Raw genomic sequence first — 17295 nt, 5'->3', positions numbered from 1 at the left:
AATGGCGGTTGCTCTCGAAAAAAAAGCGCTGGATAAGCTGGCTGAAATTTTCGGTCGACATTCTTCGTCGTATAACGAAATTATCGCTGCAGCAGAAAAATCTCCATTTCTGGCCGGCGAACTGAACGACTTTGGCCGTGACCCCGACTGGAGGTTCGTAAAGGGGGAGGCAAACAAGGGGATTTTTACCAATTTGTCCGACAAGGTGATCGCTCTTGACCCTACGTGGAGCGAATCAGCAGCCTTGTTCGCCACCACACTGGCGCACGAACTCGGGCATGCGCTACTGCTTGGGGGGACGGGCGGTTCGTTAGCACTGGACCCGGATCAGGCTGTCGCGAATGGTTTGTCGAACGAAGGGGTGGCGCTGCTATCCGAATACATCGTTGCCATCCAGTTGGGACTAACCGGCGGCTCGGCTGGCCATATGCACTCGGATTCATCCGATAGCCGGCTGACGCTGCAATTGAACCAATTGGCGCTGTCAGCGGGCATCGATGTCAAAAATGTGACGTGGGGGTCCGCCGTCGCTCAGGTGCTTGCCGATCCAGGCGCGGCGTTCGTCGATGCTGCGGGGAAGTACTATGGCACGCTCCCGCCGTCCATTGCCTTACAATTGACCTATACCCAATATTATGCGGCTTGGTGGATTCTTCAGCATTCCGGTATGGATCCGAATCTCGTGGACTGGCAGAAGGTCCAGGGTTCAACGATCACATACACAAGCTTCGTCGTCGATGGTCAGCAGGTATTCACGATTGATACGAAAGGTATTCCCCTATTGAACGGCGCATGGGTGATGGTGAATGGCGACCTTTCGTTGAAAGGTGCTGTGACGACGACCCTTTTTGGTTCCAATGGTCAGATCCAGGAACAAGCGAAATTCGACTATACGGGATTCAAGTTCCAAGACGTGTTTTTTGGTGCCGACGGCAAGGCAGCCCAGCGGTACGACTTCAGGCTCGACACGAGCTATACGAAGTACGATTTCAGCGCGGATGGCTCGCAGACCGCGACGTTGTATGGCGCGAGCGGAAAGATAACCGAGTACGCGAAGTTCAATGCCAACGGCTTCAAGACGCTGGCCATCTTCTACGGAGGCGATGGCAAGGCCACGCAGCAGTACATCTTCAATCTGGATAAGAGCTACACGAAGTACGACTTTGCCGCCGATGGCTCCCAGACCGCGACGCTGTACGGCACGACCGGCCAGATGACCGAGTATGCGAAGTTCAACGCCAATGGCAACAAGACGTTGGACATCTTCTACGGTGCTGACGGGAAGGTCACGCAGCAGTACAACTTCAACCTCGACAAGAGCTACACGAAGTACGACTTCGCCGCCGACGGCTCCCAGACCGCGACGCTGTACGGAGCGACCGGCCAGATAACCGAGTACGCGAAGTTCAACGCCAATGGCAACAAGACGCTGGACATCTTCTACGGTGCTGACGGGAAGGCCACGCAGCAGTACAACTTCAACCTCGACAAGAGCTACACGAAGTACGACTTTGCCGCCGATGGCTCCCAGACCGCGACGCTGTACGGCGCGACCGGCCAGATAACCGAGTACGCGAAGTTCAACGCCAATGGCAACAAGACGCTGGACATCTTCTACGGTGCTGACGGCAAGGCCACGCAGCAGTACATCTTTAATCTGGATAAGAGCTACACGAAGTACGACTTTGCCGCCGACGGCTCCCAGACCGCGACGCTGTACGGCGCGACCGGCCAGATAACCGAGTACGCGAAGTTCAACGCCAATGGCAACAAGACGCTGGACATCTTCTACGGTGCTGACGGCAAGGCCACGCAGCAGTACAGCTTCAACTTGGACAAGAGCTACACGAAGTACGACTTCGCCGCCGATGGCTCCCAGACCGCGACGCTGTACGGCACGACTGGCCAGGTTACCGAGTACGCGAAGTTCAACGCCAACGGCAACAAGACACTGGGCATCTTCTATGGTGATAACGGCAAGGCTACGCAACAGTACAACTTCAACCTGGATAAGAGCTACACAAAGTACGACTTCAATGCCGACGGCTCGCAAACGGCGACGTTTTTCGGCGTCAATGGTCAAGTGAGCGAGTATGCGAAATTCAATGCAGCCGGTGTCAAGACGCAGGATATCTTCTTTGGCGCAGACGGGAAGGCAACGAAGCAGATTGATTTCAATCTCGACGGAAGCTATGCCTCTCACGTCTTTAATAGCGATGGCTCACAGTTCGCGGCGCTGTTCGGCACCAAGGGCCAGATGATCGAATATGCGACCTTTAATGCCGGCGGATTCAAGACGCAGGATATATTTTATTCCAACGGAAAGGCGACAAATCTTTACAATTTCGCCGTTGACAATAGTTTCGTCGCTCACACGTTCGACGGATCAGATGAAATGGTCGCGCTTTTTGGTGTCAACCATATCATCTACGACTATTACAAATACACGTCCGGCAAGCTCTTTGAACGTGATCTTTTCGATAGTCTCGGGCGTCAGATCGAAGCCGATCGTTTTAGTACTTCAACAGGCAAGCTTACTGGATTCTCGAAATTCTCATACAACAGCGATGGTACGTACAACGCTAACAGTTATGATTTATCGGGGCACTTGACTGCGAGTTCAAAATACTCCGGTGACGGAAACCTGATTCAAAACAATACCATCTACATTCCCGGTAGTAGTGGCTTCCCCTTTGCTCAATTGATCGGGGGTTTCCAGATTTGATTGATTCAATGTATGCGCAGGTGTGTTTTGTCCAGGGTATACCTGCGCGTCTCTTGACGAAATTAACCGACATTCACCATTCGGAGTTTGGATTCTCATGAAGGCGAGAAAATTAGCCGGTTTGTTCTTCGCGGTTATGTTGTCGACGGGCTTCGAATCGATCACGTTAGGTTATGCTGAAGAAGCTCCGCGTCCTGAACTTGGGTGCCAGATACGTCAGGCTGACGGGTACCCGCTTGACATTGCGGATCTGACGTTTCAGCAACGACTTTTGAACGCCCGTTGCATAAATGCATCCGCGCGCGCGAAGCAAATAGAGTTGAGGCAATTAAGAAGTGAGCGACAAACCATCGAAAATATTAAAAATACCCGTCGAGCGGAAGAGGATTTTTCGAGATTAGGTTTTGGCATGCCAAGGAACCCTTATCTGCCCCCATCGCGCGCAATGTCGATTCCCTGAGGCAGAGGGGTATGAGTGACATGCAACTACAAGGTGGAAGGGAAGTGGTGAATCCAATTTTTACTGCAATCGTGTTCTTTTGACACACGCTGAGTGTGCCGGAGCGATTCCGGAGTTTTGATGTTAAATATGGTTTTTTAGAGGAGAAAGACAAATGAAGCCTGTAACAACAACTGCTGATGTGACCGCCGCGGTGGCAAGAAGTTTGAGTATCGCGGAACGGCAGGTTCCACAGGAGTTATCTGGGGAAATCGCCAGTAACCTGGGTTATGCGAAGCCGATAACCCCATCAGAAGTGCCTCCAGCAATGACGAGCAGTTTGAGCTACGTGCGCCCTGTGACTCCGGTAATTTCATCTATCACTTCGGGGCTTGATGAGTAGGGGGCGATATTGTGACCCTGCCGAAGTGCACGATGGAATTTGCAGCGTCATTCATCGGGTTTTGTATCAAATGAAAAAATTGCACTTTGCATAGCTGTTGAGAGCACTGCGCTGCAAGTGACCTGTGCGAATTTGGCATTTGATCAGATGCCACTTCGCACGTCCCGAGTTGCCGCATATCGTCGATAAACTGGTGATCCGCGCGACGTGTGACCGTAGCGGTGGGTGTGGCAACGACGCGCCGTGGAGTTGACGTCGGGCTTCGCCGCGTCGAAGTCTGTGACAACATCCGTACGTTTCGTACAAGCTGAGAAATGATGGGAATTTTTTTCGTTGCAGCCCATCCTGTTTTTCGAAGACTCGAAAGTCCGGCGCAAAGGGGGGCGTTCATGTAGACAGCTTTCGTTTGCAAACGGTGACGACTGCATTTTGCTCTACGACTCGCGAGCCATCCGTAGATAGAGCAGCGCACCGCCCGCGAGCAGCAACGGGCACAGGATGTACCAGCCGGTCGCCAGGAACAGCCCGGCGACCGCGACCAGCGAAATCCATGCGCAGCGGTAAGCGATGCCGCCGCGCGGCAGCAGTTTCAGCGCGGCGGCTGCGCCGAGCCCATACACCATCACGAAACATCCGGACGTGACGAGCACGAGCGGCTTCGGCCCGACGTCCGTCAGCGTCGTCGCAGCCAGTGCGACAACTGCGAGCGTGGCGATCACGCCGAGACTGCGGCGCGGCACGCCGCCGACCTGGCTGCCTTGCGCGAGCCACGCGGGCAATGCGCCGTCTCGCCCGAGCGCCGCGCCGAGCTTGGCCGCGCCCGCGAAATAGGCGTTCATCGTGCCGAGCGTGAGCAGCACCGCGGCCGTGGCCGCCAGCACCTGCGCATGACCGCCGATGCCGCCCGCGATCAGTTCCGCGAGCGGCGCGCCCGATGCGCCCGCGGAAGGCCCGAGCACCGTCACGCTCGCGGCAGCAACCGACAGATACAGGAACCCGACCACCACGACCGCGATACCGGCCGAGCGCGGCATGTCGTGCGCGGGCCGGCGGAATTCGGCCGCGAGATGCGTGATCGCTTCCCAGCCGGCGAAACTCCACACGAGCAGCGCCGCAGCCTGGCCGACCGCCAGCCAGCCGTGCGGCGCGAACGGATGCAGGTTCTCGGTGCGCGCATGCGGCGCGGAGGCGAGCACCGCGGCGAGCAACAGCGTGACGAGCAGTGCCGACAACACGAGCTGCATGCGGCCTGACACGGTGACGCCGAATGCATTCGCGGCCGACACGATCGCGATCAGCGCGGCAGCCGTGACGACCACGGTCGTGTGCCCGCCGCCCGTGACGGCCGCGACGTATGCGCCGCCGAACATCGCGGCAGCCGGCGCGCCGGCCGGTACCGCGAAGTAGAAGCACCAGCCGACGATGGCCGCGGCCTTCGGGCCGAATGCACGCCGGGCGTAGGTCGAGACGCCGCCTGCGTCGGGATAGCGCGCGCCGAGTGCGGCGAAGGTGGCCGCGAGCGGCCCGGACAGCACGACCAGCGCGGCCCATGCGAGCAGCGAGGAGGGGCCCGCGACTTCGGCGGCCAGCGCGGGCAGTGCGATCACGCCAGTGCCGAGCACCGCGCCGATATAGAGCGCGGCGCCCTGGAAAATTGTCAGTGAGCCCGCGCGATGAGCGGCGAGCGAATCGGCATGCGAGGGCATGGACAGCAGTCTCCGGAAGTCTTGTCGTGTTCGAGCGCGAGCGTCCGCGCGGAAAATCGTTCGATGCTACCCGAACGCAGGCGGTAGCGCGGCCCGGCGATCAGTAGTCCGTGCGGGCCGCGTGTCAGCCAATGTCAGTGGTGGCGTGCGAGCCGCAAGCGGGCATCCTCGCGCGCCGCGGGCGACAGTTCGGGCGCGTAGTGGAATGCCCCCGACACCAGCGATGCGACCGGCACGCCGTCACGGAACAGCACGCGATTGCCTGCCAGCGCCGGCACCTTGTCGCCGGGCAGCAGCGTGCCGGCAAGATTCAGCGGATCGGCGCCCGTCACGCACACGGTCTGTCCGTCGCCCGGTTGCCGCCGCAGTTCGCGCAGGATCGGAATCGCTTCGGGCAGCGCGAACTGCTCGCCCGCGAGCCCGGCGACGAAGCGTCCGCCGCGAATCTCGCCGCGCGCCTCGAGGCGCTGCAGGACACGCACGAGTTCGCGCCAGCTCGGCAGCCAGTCGGCTTCGCGTTCGAGCAGCCGCCAGAACACGACGCCGTAACGGCGCAGCAGCGTCCATGCGATGTGTTCGAGCGCATCGGGGTCGGTTGCGACCTGGCCGCGTTTCGGCACGGGCGCCTCGTCCGGCGGCGCGTGACGTTGCACGAGCGCCCAGCGGCCCGCGTCGTCCATCCCGCCGATCAGCGCGCCGCCGCGCCGTGTGCGTGGCGCATAGGTCGCGCTGCGCTTGACGGCGGGCTTCAACAGCGCGCGCAAGCCCGCGTAGCTGTCCGCATTCACGAGGCCGGCGGACACGAGTTCGCCGAGCGCCTGTTCGAGTTCGACCGGCAGCATGTGCAGTTCGTCGAGCAGCGCGTCGAAGAACATCGCGCCGTGCGCGACGAGCGCGTCGCGCACCTGGGTGGCCCGCGCGGACAGTGCCGGTTGCGCATCGGGGTCGCGCAGCGCCTGCCACGCGGAAAGGTGACGGCGCGGCAGCAGTACGATCGGTGTCGTCTTCACGGGCGTGCCGGCCGCGCGCGCCGGCGCGCCGATGCGCGTCCACACGAGCTTGCCGGAGCGGCACAGCTCGTCGAGCCCGCCTGCCATGTAGTCGGTGAGCCGCGCGGGCAGCAGCGCGTCTTCCCAAGCGCTTGCCGCGGCCTCGTAGCCTTCGAGCTGTTCGACCACGGCCGCGAGTGCGTCGCGGCCCGTGCCGCGCGTGTCGGGCGTCAGGTGCTGCCAGTGGAACAGGAAGCGCATGAAATCGGCGCGCTCGACCGGCTCGATCTCGCGGCGCAGCCGCTTCACCGTATAGCGATGAATGCGCGCAAGCAGATGGCGTTCGCACCATTCGTCCGTCGTCGCGCCCGGCGTGAACCGGCCGCGCATCACATAGCCTTCGCGCTCCAGCGCCGCGAGTGCCGTCGCAATCGACGCAGGCGGCAAGCCGAGCGGTGTCGCGATCGCGTCGAGCGCAAGCGGGCCGAAACCGGTGAGCCGCGCGCGGATCACGTCGACGAGTGCGGCATCCGCTTCCCACGGTTGCGCGCAGGCAGCCGGCACCTTGAGCGCCGGCTCGGTGTGCGCGTCGGGATGCAGCGCACGCAGGCACACGAGCCGTTCGACCGGCACCCACAGGGCGGCACCGTTCGGCGCGACGAGTTTTGTTGCGCGGCGGCGTTCGGCGAGCGTCGCGAGCCGGTCGGGCCAGCCTTCGTGTATGCGTGCTTCGCTATCGGCGATGCACGCGAGCGTGAGCAGCGCGTCGTGCATTTCGTCGGCATCGCGCACGAGCGGCCATGCTTCGTCGCGCACTGCGTCGATTGCGTCGGCGTCGAGCGCGCCGAGATCGTCGGCCGATTCGGGATCGCTCCAGCGGCGCGACTGCACGGCCTGCGTGCGGCGTTCCTCGAGCGGTGCATCGTCGAGGAACGCATAGGGTTTCGCGTTCAGGATCTCGGCCGCGAGCGGCGACGGCGCAGGCAGGTCGCGCGCGACGAGCTCGATCGCGCCGCTTTCGATCCGGCGCAGCAGCGCAAGCCAGCCATCGGAGTCCATCGCGTCGTGCAGGCAGTCGTCGAGCGTCTGGTCGACGAGCGGGTGATGCGGTATCTCGCGCTCGCCGACAATGTTCTCGAGGCACGCGACCTGATCGGGGAACACGGTCGCGAGCAGGTCCTCGCTCTTCATCCGCTGCAGTTGCGGCGCGGTGCGCTTGCCGCCGGTGAAGCGCGGCAGCGCGAGCGCGGTCGTCGCGTTCCAGCGCCAGCGCACACCGAACATCGGCGCGTCGAGCAGGGCCTGGACCAGCACGTGCTCGGCGCTCGCCGGACGCAGGTAGCGCCACACTTCGTCGAGTGCGAAGCTGTGCGCGAGCGACAGCGACAGGATGATCGCGTCGTCGGTCGCGGCCGCCTGCAGCTCGAAGTTGAAACTGCGGCAGAAGCGCTTGCGCAGCGCGAGCCCCCACGCGCGGTTGATGCGGCTGCCGAACGGCGAATGGATGACGAGCTGGGTGCCGCCCGATTCGTCGAAGAAGCGCTCCATCACGAGCGTGTCCTGCGTCGGCAGTGCGCCGAGCGCGGCACGCGTGCGGGCGAGATAGTCGGTGATCTGGCGGGCGGCGTCGGGCGACAGGTGGAGATCGTCGACGAGCCAGCGCAACGCCGGTGCGAGGCGGCTGTCGGCCGGGCAGGCAGGGGCGGCACGGGCGCCGTCGTTTCGTACACTGATCGCGGCTTCGGCTTCGGCTTCGGCTTCGGCTTCGGCTTCGGCTTCGGCTTCGGCTTCAACACGTCGCGTCGATTTTGCACCGCCCTTGGTCCTGGCTTGGGTCGTCGCCTTGACTCCAGCCGCCGTCTTCCCGCCAATGTCGACGTCAGTGCGCTTGCCGCCTCCGGCATGCCCTTGCCGGTCGCCTTCGGCGAGCAGTCCGTCGAGCCGCGCGCGCAGCCGGCCGACCGCCGCCGACAGCTCGTCGCTGCGCCCCGGCGCCTCGCCGAGCCAGAACGGGATGTTCGGCGACTGCCCCTGCGCGTCCTCGACGCGCACGCGGCCCGTTTCCACGCGAATGATCCGGTACGACTGGTTGCCCAGCTGGAACACGTCGCCCGCGAGGCTCTCGATCGCGAAATCCTCGTTGACCGTGCCGACCTGGATGCCCTGCGGTTCGAGCAGCACCGCGTAGTCGGCCATGTCGGGGATCGTGCCGCCCGACGTGGTGGCGGTCATCATCGCGTTGCGGCGCCCGCGCACGGTGCCGCCGACAATATCGCGATGCAGGTAGGCACCGCGCACGCCGCGCCGGCTCGTGAAGCCTTCGGCGAGCATCTTCATCACTTCGTCGAAGCGCTCGCGCGTCAGCCGTGCGTACGGCGCCGCGCGTGTGAAGCTCGCATACAGCGCGTCTTCCTGCCACTCCGTGCACGCCGCTTCGGCAACGATCTGTTGCGCGAGCACGTCGAGCGGCGCTTCGGGAATGCGCAGCGTGTCGAGTTCGCCGCGCTGCACGCAATCGAGCAGCGCGGCGCACTCGACGAGTTCGTCGCGCGACAGCGGGAACAGCCGGCCTTTCGGTACGCCGCCGACATGGTGCCCGGAGCGGCCGACGCGCTGGAGGAACGGTGCGATCCCGCGCGGCGAGCCGACCTGGCAGACGAGATCGACGTCGCCGATATCGATGCCGAGTTCGAGCGATGCGGTGGCGACGAGCAGCTTCAGTTCGCCTCGCTTCAGGCGCTGCTCGGCGTCGAAGCGGTGTTCCTTCGCGAGGCTGCCGTGATGGGCGGCGATCGCTTCCTTGCCCAGCCGGTCGGCGAGATGGCGCGCCATGCGCTCGGCGGTGCGCCGTGTGTTGACGAACACCAGCGTCGTGCGATGCGCGGCCGCGAGCCCGGCGATGCGGTCGTACACCTGTTCCCACACGTCGGTTGCCATCACGGGCTCGAGCGGCACGTTCGGCAGTTCGAGCGCGAGGTCGCGCTCGCGCGTGTGGCCGGTGTCGACGATCGTGCAATCGCGCGGCGCATCGGTCGGGCCACCTACCAGGAAGCGCGCGACCGCGTCGATCGGCTTTTGCGTGGCCGACAGCCCGATCCGCGGCAGCGCACGTCCGGCCAGCGCGTCGAGACGCTCGAGCGACAACGCGAGATGGCTGCCGCGCTTCGACGACGCGAGCGCATGGATTTCATCGACGATGACCGAGCGCACGCTCGACAGCATCTGCCGCCCCGACGTGGACGACAGCAGCACGTACAGCGACTCGGGCGTCGTGACGAGGATGTGCGGCGCGCGCTTGCGCAGCGCGGCGCGCTCGGCCTGCGTCGTGTCGCCGGTGCGCACGGCGGTGCGGATCGCCGGCACCGGCAGGCCGAGTTGCGCGAGCGATTCGGCGATGCCGGCAAGCGGCGCATCGAGGTTCACGTGGATGTCGTTCGACAGCGCTTTCAGCGGCGACACGTACACGACGAGCGTCGCGTCGGGCAGCGTGCCGTCGTGCGCCAGCGCATCGCGCACCAGATCGTCGAGCGCGCACAGGAACGCGGTGAGCGTCTTGCCGGAACCGGTCGGCGCGGCGACCAGCGTCGAGCGCCCGGCCTTGATGTGCGGCCACGCGAGCACCTGCGCGCCGGTGGGCGCGGCGAACGTGCGCCGGAACCACGCGGCGACGGCCGGGTGGAACACGTCGAGCGCACTAGCGGCAGGGCGGGTAGCGGTGACGTTCATCGGAGCGTTGAAATGGGGTGCAAGCGGGGTGCAAGCGGGGTGCAAGCGCGCGGAGGGCGCGCGCACGAATCGAATCGTCAGTGTGCCAGACGCCGCGCGGGCGTGCCGGGCACGCGTGTCTACGATTCGAATTCAGGTGGGGGGCCGTCACCGCACTTTCAACGAACGGAAAGTTGCATGTGCGCTGGCACGCCGATCGCGCGCCGAATTGCGTCAAATTGTGTCAAATCGCAACTAAACGCGATTCAGCCAGCCGAGCCAGTGCTCGAGCAGCGGCGCGCGCGACCACAGCGACTGCGCGAGCCACAGCGTGCCGCCCCATGCGGCGGCCACGACGATCAGGTCGCAATGCCCGCTGTTCCACAGGTTGAGCGAGTGACGCCGCCAGATCCACGGCACGCCGAGCGGGTTCGGCCAGTCGGCGAGCAGGTGCATCAGGCCGCCGCATGCGAAGCCGAACAGCGGCGCGGCCCACAGTGGATGCGGATGATGGATGAGCCCGTGCCACCCGAGCGCAAGCAGGGCGATCCAGCCGATGCCCCAGTGCGTGATGGTGCGATGCGTGACCCACAGGCGGCGCTTGCGGCTCCACCATGCGACTTCGAGCCAGTCGGGCGCGGTGCCGCCCGCGACGCCCGCCGCGAATGCGGCGAACAGACCCGAGTGCCACGGGCCGGTCGCACCGGTTTGTGCGACGAGGACGGCGGCGGCGACGCCGGCCGCGATGCCGGACGCATGATGCGCATTGTGTGATGCCATACGAAGCGAGACGAAGAAACGTGAAGCGGGGCGTGCAAGAAAAATGATGCAGCGCGAAAGCGGGGCGCTATCTTCGCAGATCGGCCCGTGCCGCGGGAGGGACGTTTGCAGATTTTTTTGCGAGCGCCACGTGGCCCGCTGCGCGGTTCGCAACTTTCGGTTTTGTGCGCCGCGTGATGACGCGCATCGGACGCCATTTCGGCCGATCCACATGCATGTTCGGAAGCCGCAGTGTGACCGGGCGCACACAACGGATGTGCTTTCGTTGCACGCGCCGTGTTCGACCCTTTTTGTCCCCGTATACTACGAAACCGGATGTGGCCGTCGGCGCGCCAGCGGCCATGAGCGGAACAGGTGCTTTTTTTGTCTGAAGGAGATCCACATGGGGGACATGCAATGACTACGCTGAATCGCTTCAAATCATCCGCTGTCGCGCTCGCGACGGTGGCCGGCATCGGTTTCCTGCCGAACGCGCCCGTCTATGCGAAGGGGCCGCAGCCCGCGGTCCTGACGAGCTCGGCGGTCGCGGTGGCCGACAAGTACAGCGCGGATGCCGCGGAGCGGATCTTCAAGGAAGGCGGCAACGCGATCGACGCGGCCGTCGCGATCGCATTCACGCTCGCCGTCACGTATCCGGAAGCCGGCAACATCGGCGGTGGCGGCTTCATGACGATCTACAAGGACGGCAAGCCGTACTTCATCGACTACCGCGAGCGTGCGCCGCTCGCCGCGACGAAGGACATGTATCTCGACAAGGACGGCAACGTCGTCAAGGGCATGAGCCTGTACGGCCCGCGTGCGGTCGGCGTGCCGGGTACGGTCGCGGGCATGTGGGAAGCGCAGAAGCGCTTCGGCAAGCTGAAGTGGAAGCAGGTGCTCGCGCCGGCGATCCACTACGCGCGCGATGGCTTCGTCGTCGACGAACAGCTCGCGCAGCGCGGCGTCGACGCATCGAAGGAGTTCGGCGGCAAGACCAACTTCGACAAGTATTTCTCCGGGCTGAAGGCCGGCGTGAACTTCAAGCAGCCAGATCTCGCCGATGTGCTGACGCGAATTTCGAACGACGGCGCGGAAGGTTTCTACAAGGGCAAGACGGCCGAGCTGATCGCCGCGTCGATGAAGACCGGCGACGGCAACGGGCTGATCACCACCGAGGATCTCGCGCAGTACCGCGCGGTGTGGCGCCAGCCGGTGCAGGCGAAGTGGAACGGCTATGACGTGATCACCGCGCCGCCTCCGAGCTCGGGCGGCATCGGCCTCGTGCAGCTGCTGAAGATGAAGGCCGACCTCAAGCAGGACTTCGAGGGCGTGAAGCTCAACTCGCCGCAGTACATCCACCTCGTCGCGGAAATCGAGAAGCGCGTGTTCGCCGATCGTGCGCAGTATCTCGGCGATCCGGATTTCTACAAGGTGCCGATCGCGCAGCTGACCGACGACGCCTACATCGCGAAGCGGGCGGGTGAAGTCAACCCGAAGGAGCCGTCGGATACGAAGAGCGTGCAGCCGGGCCTCGGCACGACGATGCCGGAGAAGGCCGAAACGACGCACTTCTCGGTGGTCGACAAGTGGGGCAACGCGGTGTCGAACACGTACACGATCAACGGCTATTTCGGCTCGGGCGTGATCGCAGACGGCACGGGCATCGTGCTGAACGACGAGATGGACGACTTCTCCGCGAAGCCGGGCGTCGCGAACATGTTTGGCGTGGTCGGCAGCGACGCGAACGCGATCGAACCGAAGAAGCGCCCGCTGTCGTCGATGTCGCCGACGATCATGACCAAGGACGGCAAGGTGTCGCTCGTGATCGGCACGCCGGGCGGTTCGCGGATCTTCACGTCGATCTTCCAGGTGATCAACAACATCTACGACTTCAAGATGCCGTTGAAGGAGGCCGTCGGCGCGATGCGCTTCCATCACCAGCTGCTGCCGCCGAACACGATCTTCTGGGAGCCGTACCACCCGATCGAAGGCGAACTCGCGAAGCAGATCGAGGCACGCGGCTACACGCTGAAGGGGCAGGATTTCAGCGGCGACATCCAGGTGATCAAGATCGACGGCAAGACGCCGGAAGCGATGGCCGACCCGCGCGGGCGGGGGGTGACGCGGGTGATTCACTGACGTGAAGGAGGCGTGCGCGGTTGCGAAGGCGGCCGCGCACGTCGTGCTCCATAGCCGGGTGCCGTACCGCCGGCTGTGGAACACACTCAGCCGGTGGTCCGGATGAATCGTGCGATGCGTGTCGCGATGGCGTCGGGCGCATCTTCGAGACAGTAGTGCCCGACGCCCGCCAGCCGCTCGACGGGCGCGGACGGAAACAGCGCCGTGAAGAGCGGCAGGAAGTGTTCGGCGCCGAGCGTTCGGTCGGCGTCTCCCCAGATCGCGAGCGCGGGTTTTTCTCGTATCGCGCGCAGCGCCGCCGCATCGGGCTCCTCGAACCGGTGCGCACCGGCGGCAAACCCGCGGGCCCATCCGATCGCGCCGAGACAATCGGCCGGTTGCGCGAACGGCGCACCGTATGCGGCGATCCAGGTGTCGTTGATGATCGCGTGGTTTTCGAACCCGTTCAGCTTCAGCGTGCTCAGGATGTTGAAGCCGAGCTGACCGAGCACCGTCTCGAGCGTATCGTCCGCCGCCGCGCGCATGATCCACTGGAACCACGGCGCGTCGCGACCGTTCGCGTTCAGGCGCTCGGCAAGATCGGGCTGGCCGAACGGCGTCGGCCCGTTCACGGACACGATCCGCCGGATGCGATCCGGATGCCGCGCGGCAAGCCCCATGCCGACCGGGCCGCCGAAGTCGTGCATCACGAGCGTGATGCGATCGAGGCCGCGCGCGAGTACGAAACGTTCCAGGTTGTCGATGTGGTCCTGCAACCAGTAGCTGCGGTCCTGCGGCGTCGCGCTTTTGCCAAAGCCCATGTGATCGGGGACGACGACGCGGTGTGTCGGACTCAGCGCGGCAACCAGATGGCGGAACAGATAGCCCCACGTGGGTTCGCCATGCAGGCACAGGATGGTTTCGCCATCGGGCGGGCCTTCGTCCACGTAGTGCATCCGGAAGCCGGATGCGTCGTCGAAATGCGGGGCGAATGGAAAGGTGCCGTCGAACGTGGCATCGGACCGGATCATCGAGCGCTCCTTCGGATAGTCGGATAATTTGGTTTCAAGTTGAAACCAAAATGAAGCGTAGGTTATCGGGTTTCAAGTTGCAACCAGAAAGATGTCCGGGCCAACCGCGGATCGACCCGGCCATGGGTGCATGACGACGCGTCGGAAAGGAACGGCACCGTAATTTATCCGCTGGACGCAGGAGTTGGCGTGCCAATCAGGCCCGAATCGACCCTGCCATTCGTCGATCGCGAACAGTCGGGTTCCGAGCGATTGATTTTTCGCGTAGTGAGTTTTATATTGCAACCATTCATTTCAACGGAAACGACCGCCGCTCCGCCCGCATTCCGGGAACGGAGGCGCCCCATGCATCGATGAACAGACGAACCACGCACGAGGATTCCCCCTGCGGCGTTGCCCGTCCGCTGGACGCGATCGGCGACTGGTGGTCGCTGCTGATCGTGCGCGACGCGTTCGACGGGCTGCGCCGTTTCGGCGAATTCCAGAAGAACCTCGGGCTGGCCAAGAACATCCTGGCCGCGCGTCTGCGCAACCTGGTCGCGCACGGGATCATGGACATCGTGCCGGCCGCGGATGGCGGCGCGCATCACGAATACGTGCTGACCGAGAAAGGGCGCGGCCTGTTTCCGCTGCTCGTCGCGCTGCGGCAGTGGGGCGAGGATTTCTTCTTCGAACCGGACGAGGCGCACGTGCTGCTCGTCGACCGGAAGAGCGGGTTGCCGGTCAGGAAACTGGAGTTGCGTTCGCAGGACGGGCGCGTGCTCGGGCCGGAGGACACGGTCGTGTTGCCGCCGCCGGACTGACGTGCGGCGATCGCGCCCGCGTTACCGTTTCAGCAGCCCATGCGCCTGCACGATCTGCTCGGCGAGCTGGTTGATGGAAATGCGCCGCTCCATCGCCTGCGAGCGGATCTGCTGGTAGGCCTCTTCCTCGCCGATTGCGCATCGGCAATACCGAATAAGGTTGCGTGTACAGCCTTGTGTGGAACGCCGACGCGCATCGATGCGCGCTCAACTTCGATCGTTCGCCGCGTTGCTTTCGAGGAAGCTATCCACCGCGATCAGCGACTGTTCGTCGAGCGTACCCAGCACGCTTTTCAGTTTCAGCTGCAGCTTCAGCGCGTCGAGATAGCTGTCGAACAGCTTCTGCCGGATGCCCGAGATGTCGCGCCGCAGGTTCAGCGTCTCGTACGTCGTGCTGTAGCCGACCTGATGCGCCTTCATCGACGAATCGTAGGCGAGACGCGCGGCCTGCAGCGACTGCTGCAGCGCGCGGATGCGCTTGCCGACCGACTCGAGCGCGGACAGCGCCTCGCGATGATCGGTACTCAGTTGCTCCTCGACCTCGCGCAGCCGGTTGCGGTACTGCTCGGTCACGTGTTCGGCCTCCACCTGCCGGTAGTACACGCTGCCGCCGGAGAAGATCGGGATCGTCACCTGCACGCCGACCGCGCTCTGGTGGAAGTCGGAGCGATCGGTGAGTCCGCGCAGGTTCGGGTTGAGCCCGCGCGAATACGACGCGAACAGGTCGACGGTCGGCAAGTGCTCGGCGCTGACGCGCTTCGCGGCGAGCCGCGCGACCTGGACGTCGCGATACGCCTGCCGGTACGCGGGGTTGTCCTGCGGCGCGTATTCGCCCGATGGAATGCGCGGCGACGACCCGCGCATCGCGAGCCGCGGCCAGCGCGAGAAATCGATCGTCGAACCGAGCAGTGTCTCGTAGCGCGCGCGGCGTGCGTCGACGTCGGTTTGCGCGAGCGCTTCGTCGGATTGCGCGAGGCTGCGGCGCGCCTCGATTTCGGCCGTATCGCCGATCGTCTTCATCCCGAGCTGCGCCATGCGGCGCGTATCGCTTTCGAGCCGGGTGAGCGCGCTCACTTCGTCGTCGGCCGACTGCAGTTTCTCGCGCGCGCTCAGCAGGTCGAAGCATGCGTTCGCGACGCGCAGGATCAGGTCCTGCCTCGCCACCTCGAGCTTCTGTCTTGCCGATTCCTCATACTCGGTCGCGCGCCGCTGTCGTACAGGTAGGGCACGTTGAACAGCGCCTGGGTGACCTGCGCGGAACCGTATGCGGCATTGCTCGATCCGCTGACGTCGATGCCGAACAGGTTCGCGTGCGTACCGTAGCGTCCCCATTCGAGTTGCGCGGCGGCCTGCGGCAGCATCTGCGCACGCGCTTCGGGGAATTTCTGGCGGGCCGCATCGTATTCGCTGCGCGCCTGCAGGTAGCGCGGATCGTGCACGACCGCGTACTGGAAGGCGGTGTCGAGGCAGAACGCACGCGCGTTCGCAGACATGCCGACTATCGTTACAGCGAACAATGTCACAGTTGCAAGTCGGGGATTCCACCTAGTCGGAAAACTTGATAGGGAATTACCCGTATTCCGCGTCGCCGATCCGCGATTCGCACGCCTCGTTTCAAACATGGCCGTCTCCGTCTCCTGCCCGTGCCGCAACGTATTGCGGCGGGATTTAAACGTATTGAAATTGAAATTCAAACTGCGTGAATGCCTGCTGCCAGTGGCGCATCGGAAAACGCGCCTGTAAGAGTGTGTCCTCCATTGAATTCCGATGCGCTCGCATGATAGCCTGATTTCGGCTCGCAATCGCAGTGATTATTAGATTAACAAGTCGCTAGGGATTAAAAGCCGTTTGTCTTTCAATGAAGGTTCTTTGCATCATCTTTATTTTTTACGAGGAGAGAATGATGAAGGTCATGACGACGGAACAGGTCAGGAATGTGCATGGCGGCGGTGCGATCAGCTCGCTGGGTAGCCTCGCCGTTGACGCCGCGCCGGTGGTGACCGCGCTCGGCCAGTTCCTGCCGAGCCTCGGCAATTACCTGCAGAACCCGAAGACGTTCAATAACACCGGCAAGTAACCGCCGTGCGCGGGGAGGCGCCCCCCGCGCGAAATGCTGCGCAACAGAAGGAAAAGAATCGATCGCCGCAGTGGAAATAAAGCGAATCCGAAATGCATTTCTTTCGGTTCGGGCGATTATCAGGAGGCAGGAGTGCCGGATTATCCACGTAATAAAGTAAAGGCCATCGAGATTGCGATTGGCTGACGGTGGCGGGCATTCCGACAATATAAAGGCCACAGCAAATGCGAGACATCACGGAAGAACAGGCCCGCCAGATTCGCGGCGGCGCGTCGCTTTACTCCAATTCGGCCGCCTATACGGTCGATCTCGTCAACCAGTCGATCGGCACCACGCTCCAGGGCCTGATGACCCAGTACCAGGCCCGCGCCGTCGAACAGTTCCGGATGTCGCTCGGCTCGTCGCGCTGAGCGGCCCGCCCGACAGCCGGAACACCGATCTTCCGTCGCAGCCGGCAGCGTGCCGGCTGCGCCCATGCGTATCGCGCACGACCCGCCACGGGCCCGCTACCGGCAGGCCCGGGCGGCGCGTCGTCGCGCC

The 17295-nt window shown here is 63.7% G+C and carries 11 protein-coding genes and 1 pseudogene; 6 read left to right on the top strand and 6 right to left on the bottom strand.

Features of this window, described 5'->3' with window-relative positions; translation table 11 throughout:
• The first annotated feature begins 1 nt into the window (after window position 1).
• Both HWX36_RS01425 and HWX36_RS01420 read left to right on the top strand, forming a co-directional pair.
• Window positions 2-2725: a hypothetical protein gene (locus HWX36_RS01425; protein ID WP_175950501.1), complete on the top strand. Its 2724-nt coding sequence runs from the start codon at window positions 2-4 to the stop codon at window positions 2723-2725.
• A gap of 97 nt (window positions 2726-2822) precedes the next feature.
• Window positions 2823-3185, top strand: coding sequence for a hypothetical protein (locus HWX36_RS01420; protein ID WP_175950500.1), 363 nt, complete (start codon window positions 2823-2825; stop codon window positions 3183-3185).
• 816 nt (window positions 3186-4001) lie between these two features.
• On the opposite strand, the gene HWX36_RS01415 is transcribed toward HWX36_RS01420, so the two are convergent.
• The 3 genes from HWX36_RS01415 to HWX36_RS01405 all read right to left on the bottom strand — a co-directional run bounded on the left by HWX36_RS01415 (window position 4002) and on the right by HWX36_RS01405 (window position 10747).
• The gene (locus HWX36_RS01415) at window positions 4002-5273 is read right to left on the bottom strand and encodes an amino acid permease (RefSeq protein ID WP_175950499.1); all 1272 of its coding nucleotides are present in this window, start codon (window positions 5271-5273) and stop codon (window positions 4002-4004) included.
• Window positions 5274-5407: 134 nt separating this feature from the next.
• On the bottom strand, window positions 5408-9988 hold the full coding sequence (locus HWX36_RS01410; protein ID WP_175950498.1) for a DEAD/DEAH box helicase: 4581 nt from the start codon (window positions 9986-9988) through the stop codon (window positions 5408-5410).
• A 234-nt stretch (window positions 9989-10222) separates the two neighbouring features.
• Window positions 10223-10747 carry a metal-dependent hydrolase gene (locus HWX36_RS01405; RefSeq protein WP_175950497.1) on the bottom strand — a complete coding sequence of 175 codons (525 nt, stop codon included), beginning with the start codon at window positions 10745-10747 and terminating at the stop codon, window positions 10223-10225.
• A 396-nt stretch (window positions 10748-11143) separates the two neighbouring features.
• Between HWX36_RS01405 and ggt the strand changes: the two genes are divergently transcribed.
• The gene (gene ggt / locus HWX36_RS01400; RefSeq protein ID WP_175950496.1) at window positions 11144-12865 is read left to right on the top strand and encodes a gamma-glutamyltransferase; all 1722 of its coding nucleotides are present in this window, start codon (window positions 11144-11146) and stop codon (window positions 12863-12865) included.
• 86 nt (window positions 12866-12951) lie between these two features.
• Here the strand turns inward: ggt and HWX36_RS01395 are convergent, their stop codons facing one another.
• A complete protein-coding gene (locus HWX36_RS01395) occupies window positions 12952-13875 on the bottom strand; it encodes an alpha/beta fold hydrolase (protein WP_175950495.1) in 924 nt (307 codons plus the stop codon).
• 353 nt (window positions 13876-14228) lie between these two features.
• Here HWX36_RS01395 and HWX36_RS01390 point away from each other — a divergent pair, with 353 nt between their 5' ends.
• The gene (locus HWX36_RS01390) at window positions 14229-14678 is read left to right on the top strand and encodes a helix-turn-helix domain-containing protein (RefSeq protein WP_069251376.1); all 450 of its coding nucleotides are present in this window, start codon (window positions 14229-14231) and stop codon (window positions 14676-14678) included.
• Window positions 14679-14699: 21 nt separating this feature from the next.
• On the opposite strand, the gene HWX36_RS36920 is transcribed toward HWX36_RS01390, so the two are convergent.
• Window positions 14700-14813, bottom strand: coding sequence for an ANTAR domain-containing protein (locus tag HWX36_RS36920; RefSeq protein WP_226195266.1), 114 nt, complete (start codon window positions 14811-14813; stop codon window positions 14700-14702).
• A 72-nt stretch (window positions 14814-14885) separates the two neighbouring features.
• Window positions 14886-16171: pseudogene (locus HWX36_RS01380) on the bottom strand (TolC family protein).
• Between the two features lie 407 nt (window positions 16172-16578).
• Between HWX36_RS01380 and HWX36_RS01375 the strand changes: the two are divergent.
• Together HWX36_RS01375 and HWX36_RS01370 are read left to right on the top strand one after the other, a co-directional pair.
• Window positions 16579-16755 carry a hypothetical protein gene (locus HWX36_RS01375; protein ID WP_006479216.1) on the top strand — a complete coding sequence of 59 codons (177 nt, stop codon included), beginning with the start codon at window positions 16579-16581 and terminating at the stop codon, window positions 16753-16755.
• A gap of 224 nt (window positions 16756-16979) precedes the next feature.
• Window positions 16980-17165 carry a hypothetical protein gene (locus HWX36_RS01370; protein ID WP_021159490.1) on the top strand — a complete coding sequence of 62 codons (186 nt, stop codon included), beginning with the start codon at window positions 16980-16982 and terminating at the stop codon, window positions 17163-17165.
• Window positions 17166-17295: the final 130 nt, after the last annotated feature.

The sequence above is a fragment of the Burkholderia sp. BCC0405 genome, assembly GCF_902833075.1.
Lineage (GTDB): Bacteria > Pseudomonadota > Gammaproteobacteria > Burkholderiales > Burkholderiaceae > Burkholderia.
The sequence above is the reverse complement of the archived record's forward strand: the minus strand, read 5'-3'. Positions and strand labels throughout refer to the sequence as shown.

What these genes read in the sequence shown, in the direction of transcription:
- HWX36_RS01425 (WP_175950501.1), top strand. Translation starts at nt 2, where the DNA reads ATGGCGGTTGCTCTCGAAAAAAAAGCGCTGGATAAGCTGGCTGAAATT.
- HWX36_RS01420 (WP_175950500.1), top strand. Translation starts at nt 2,823, where the DNA reads ATGAAGGCGAGAAAATTAGCCGGTTTGTTCTTCGCGGTTATGTTGTCG.
- HWX36_RS01415 (WP_175950499.1), bottom strand. Translation starts at nt 5,273, where the DNA reads ATGCCCTCGCATGCCGATTCGCTCGCCGCTCATCGCGCGGGCTCACTG.
- HWX36_RS01410 (WP_175950498.1), bottom strand. Translation starts at nt 9,988, where the DNA reads ATGAACGTCACCGCTACCCGCCCTGCCGCTAGTGCGCTCGACGTGTTC.
- HWX36_RS01405 (WP_175950497.1), bottom strand. Translation starts at nt 10,747, where the DNA reads ATGGCATCACACAATGCGCATCATGCGTCCGGCATCGCGGCCGGCGTC.
- ggt (WP_175950496.1), top strand. Translation starts at nt 11,144, where the DNA reads ATGACTACGCTGAATCGCTTCAAATCATCCGCTGTCGCGCTCGCGACG.
- HWX36_RS01395 (WP_175950495.1), bottom strand. Translation starts at nt 13,875, where the DNA reads ATGATCCGGTCCGATGCCACGTTCGACGGCACCTTTCCATTCGCCCCG.
- HWX36_RS01390 (WP_069251376.1), top strand. Translation starts at nt 14,229, where the DNA reads ATGAACAGACGAACCACGCACGAGGATTCCCCCTGCGGCGTTGCCCGT.
- HWX36_RS01375 (WP_006479216.1), top strand. Translation starts at nt 16,579, where the DNA reads ATGATGAAGGTCATGACGACGGAACAGGTCAGGAATGTGCATGGCGGC.
- HWX36_RS01370 (WP_021159490.1), top strand. Translation starts at nt 16,980, where the DNA reads ATGCGAGACATCACGGAAGAACAGGCCCGCCAGATTCGCGGCGGCGCG.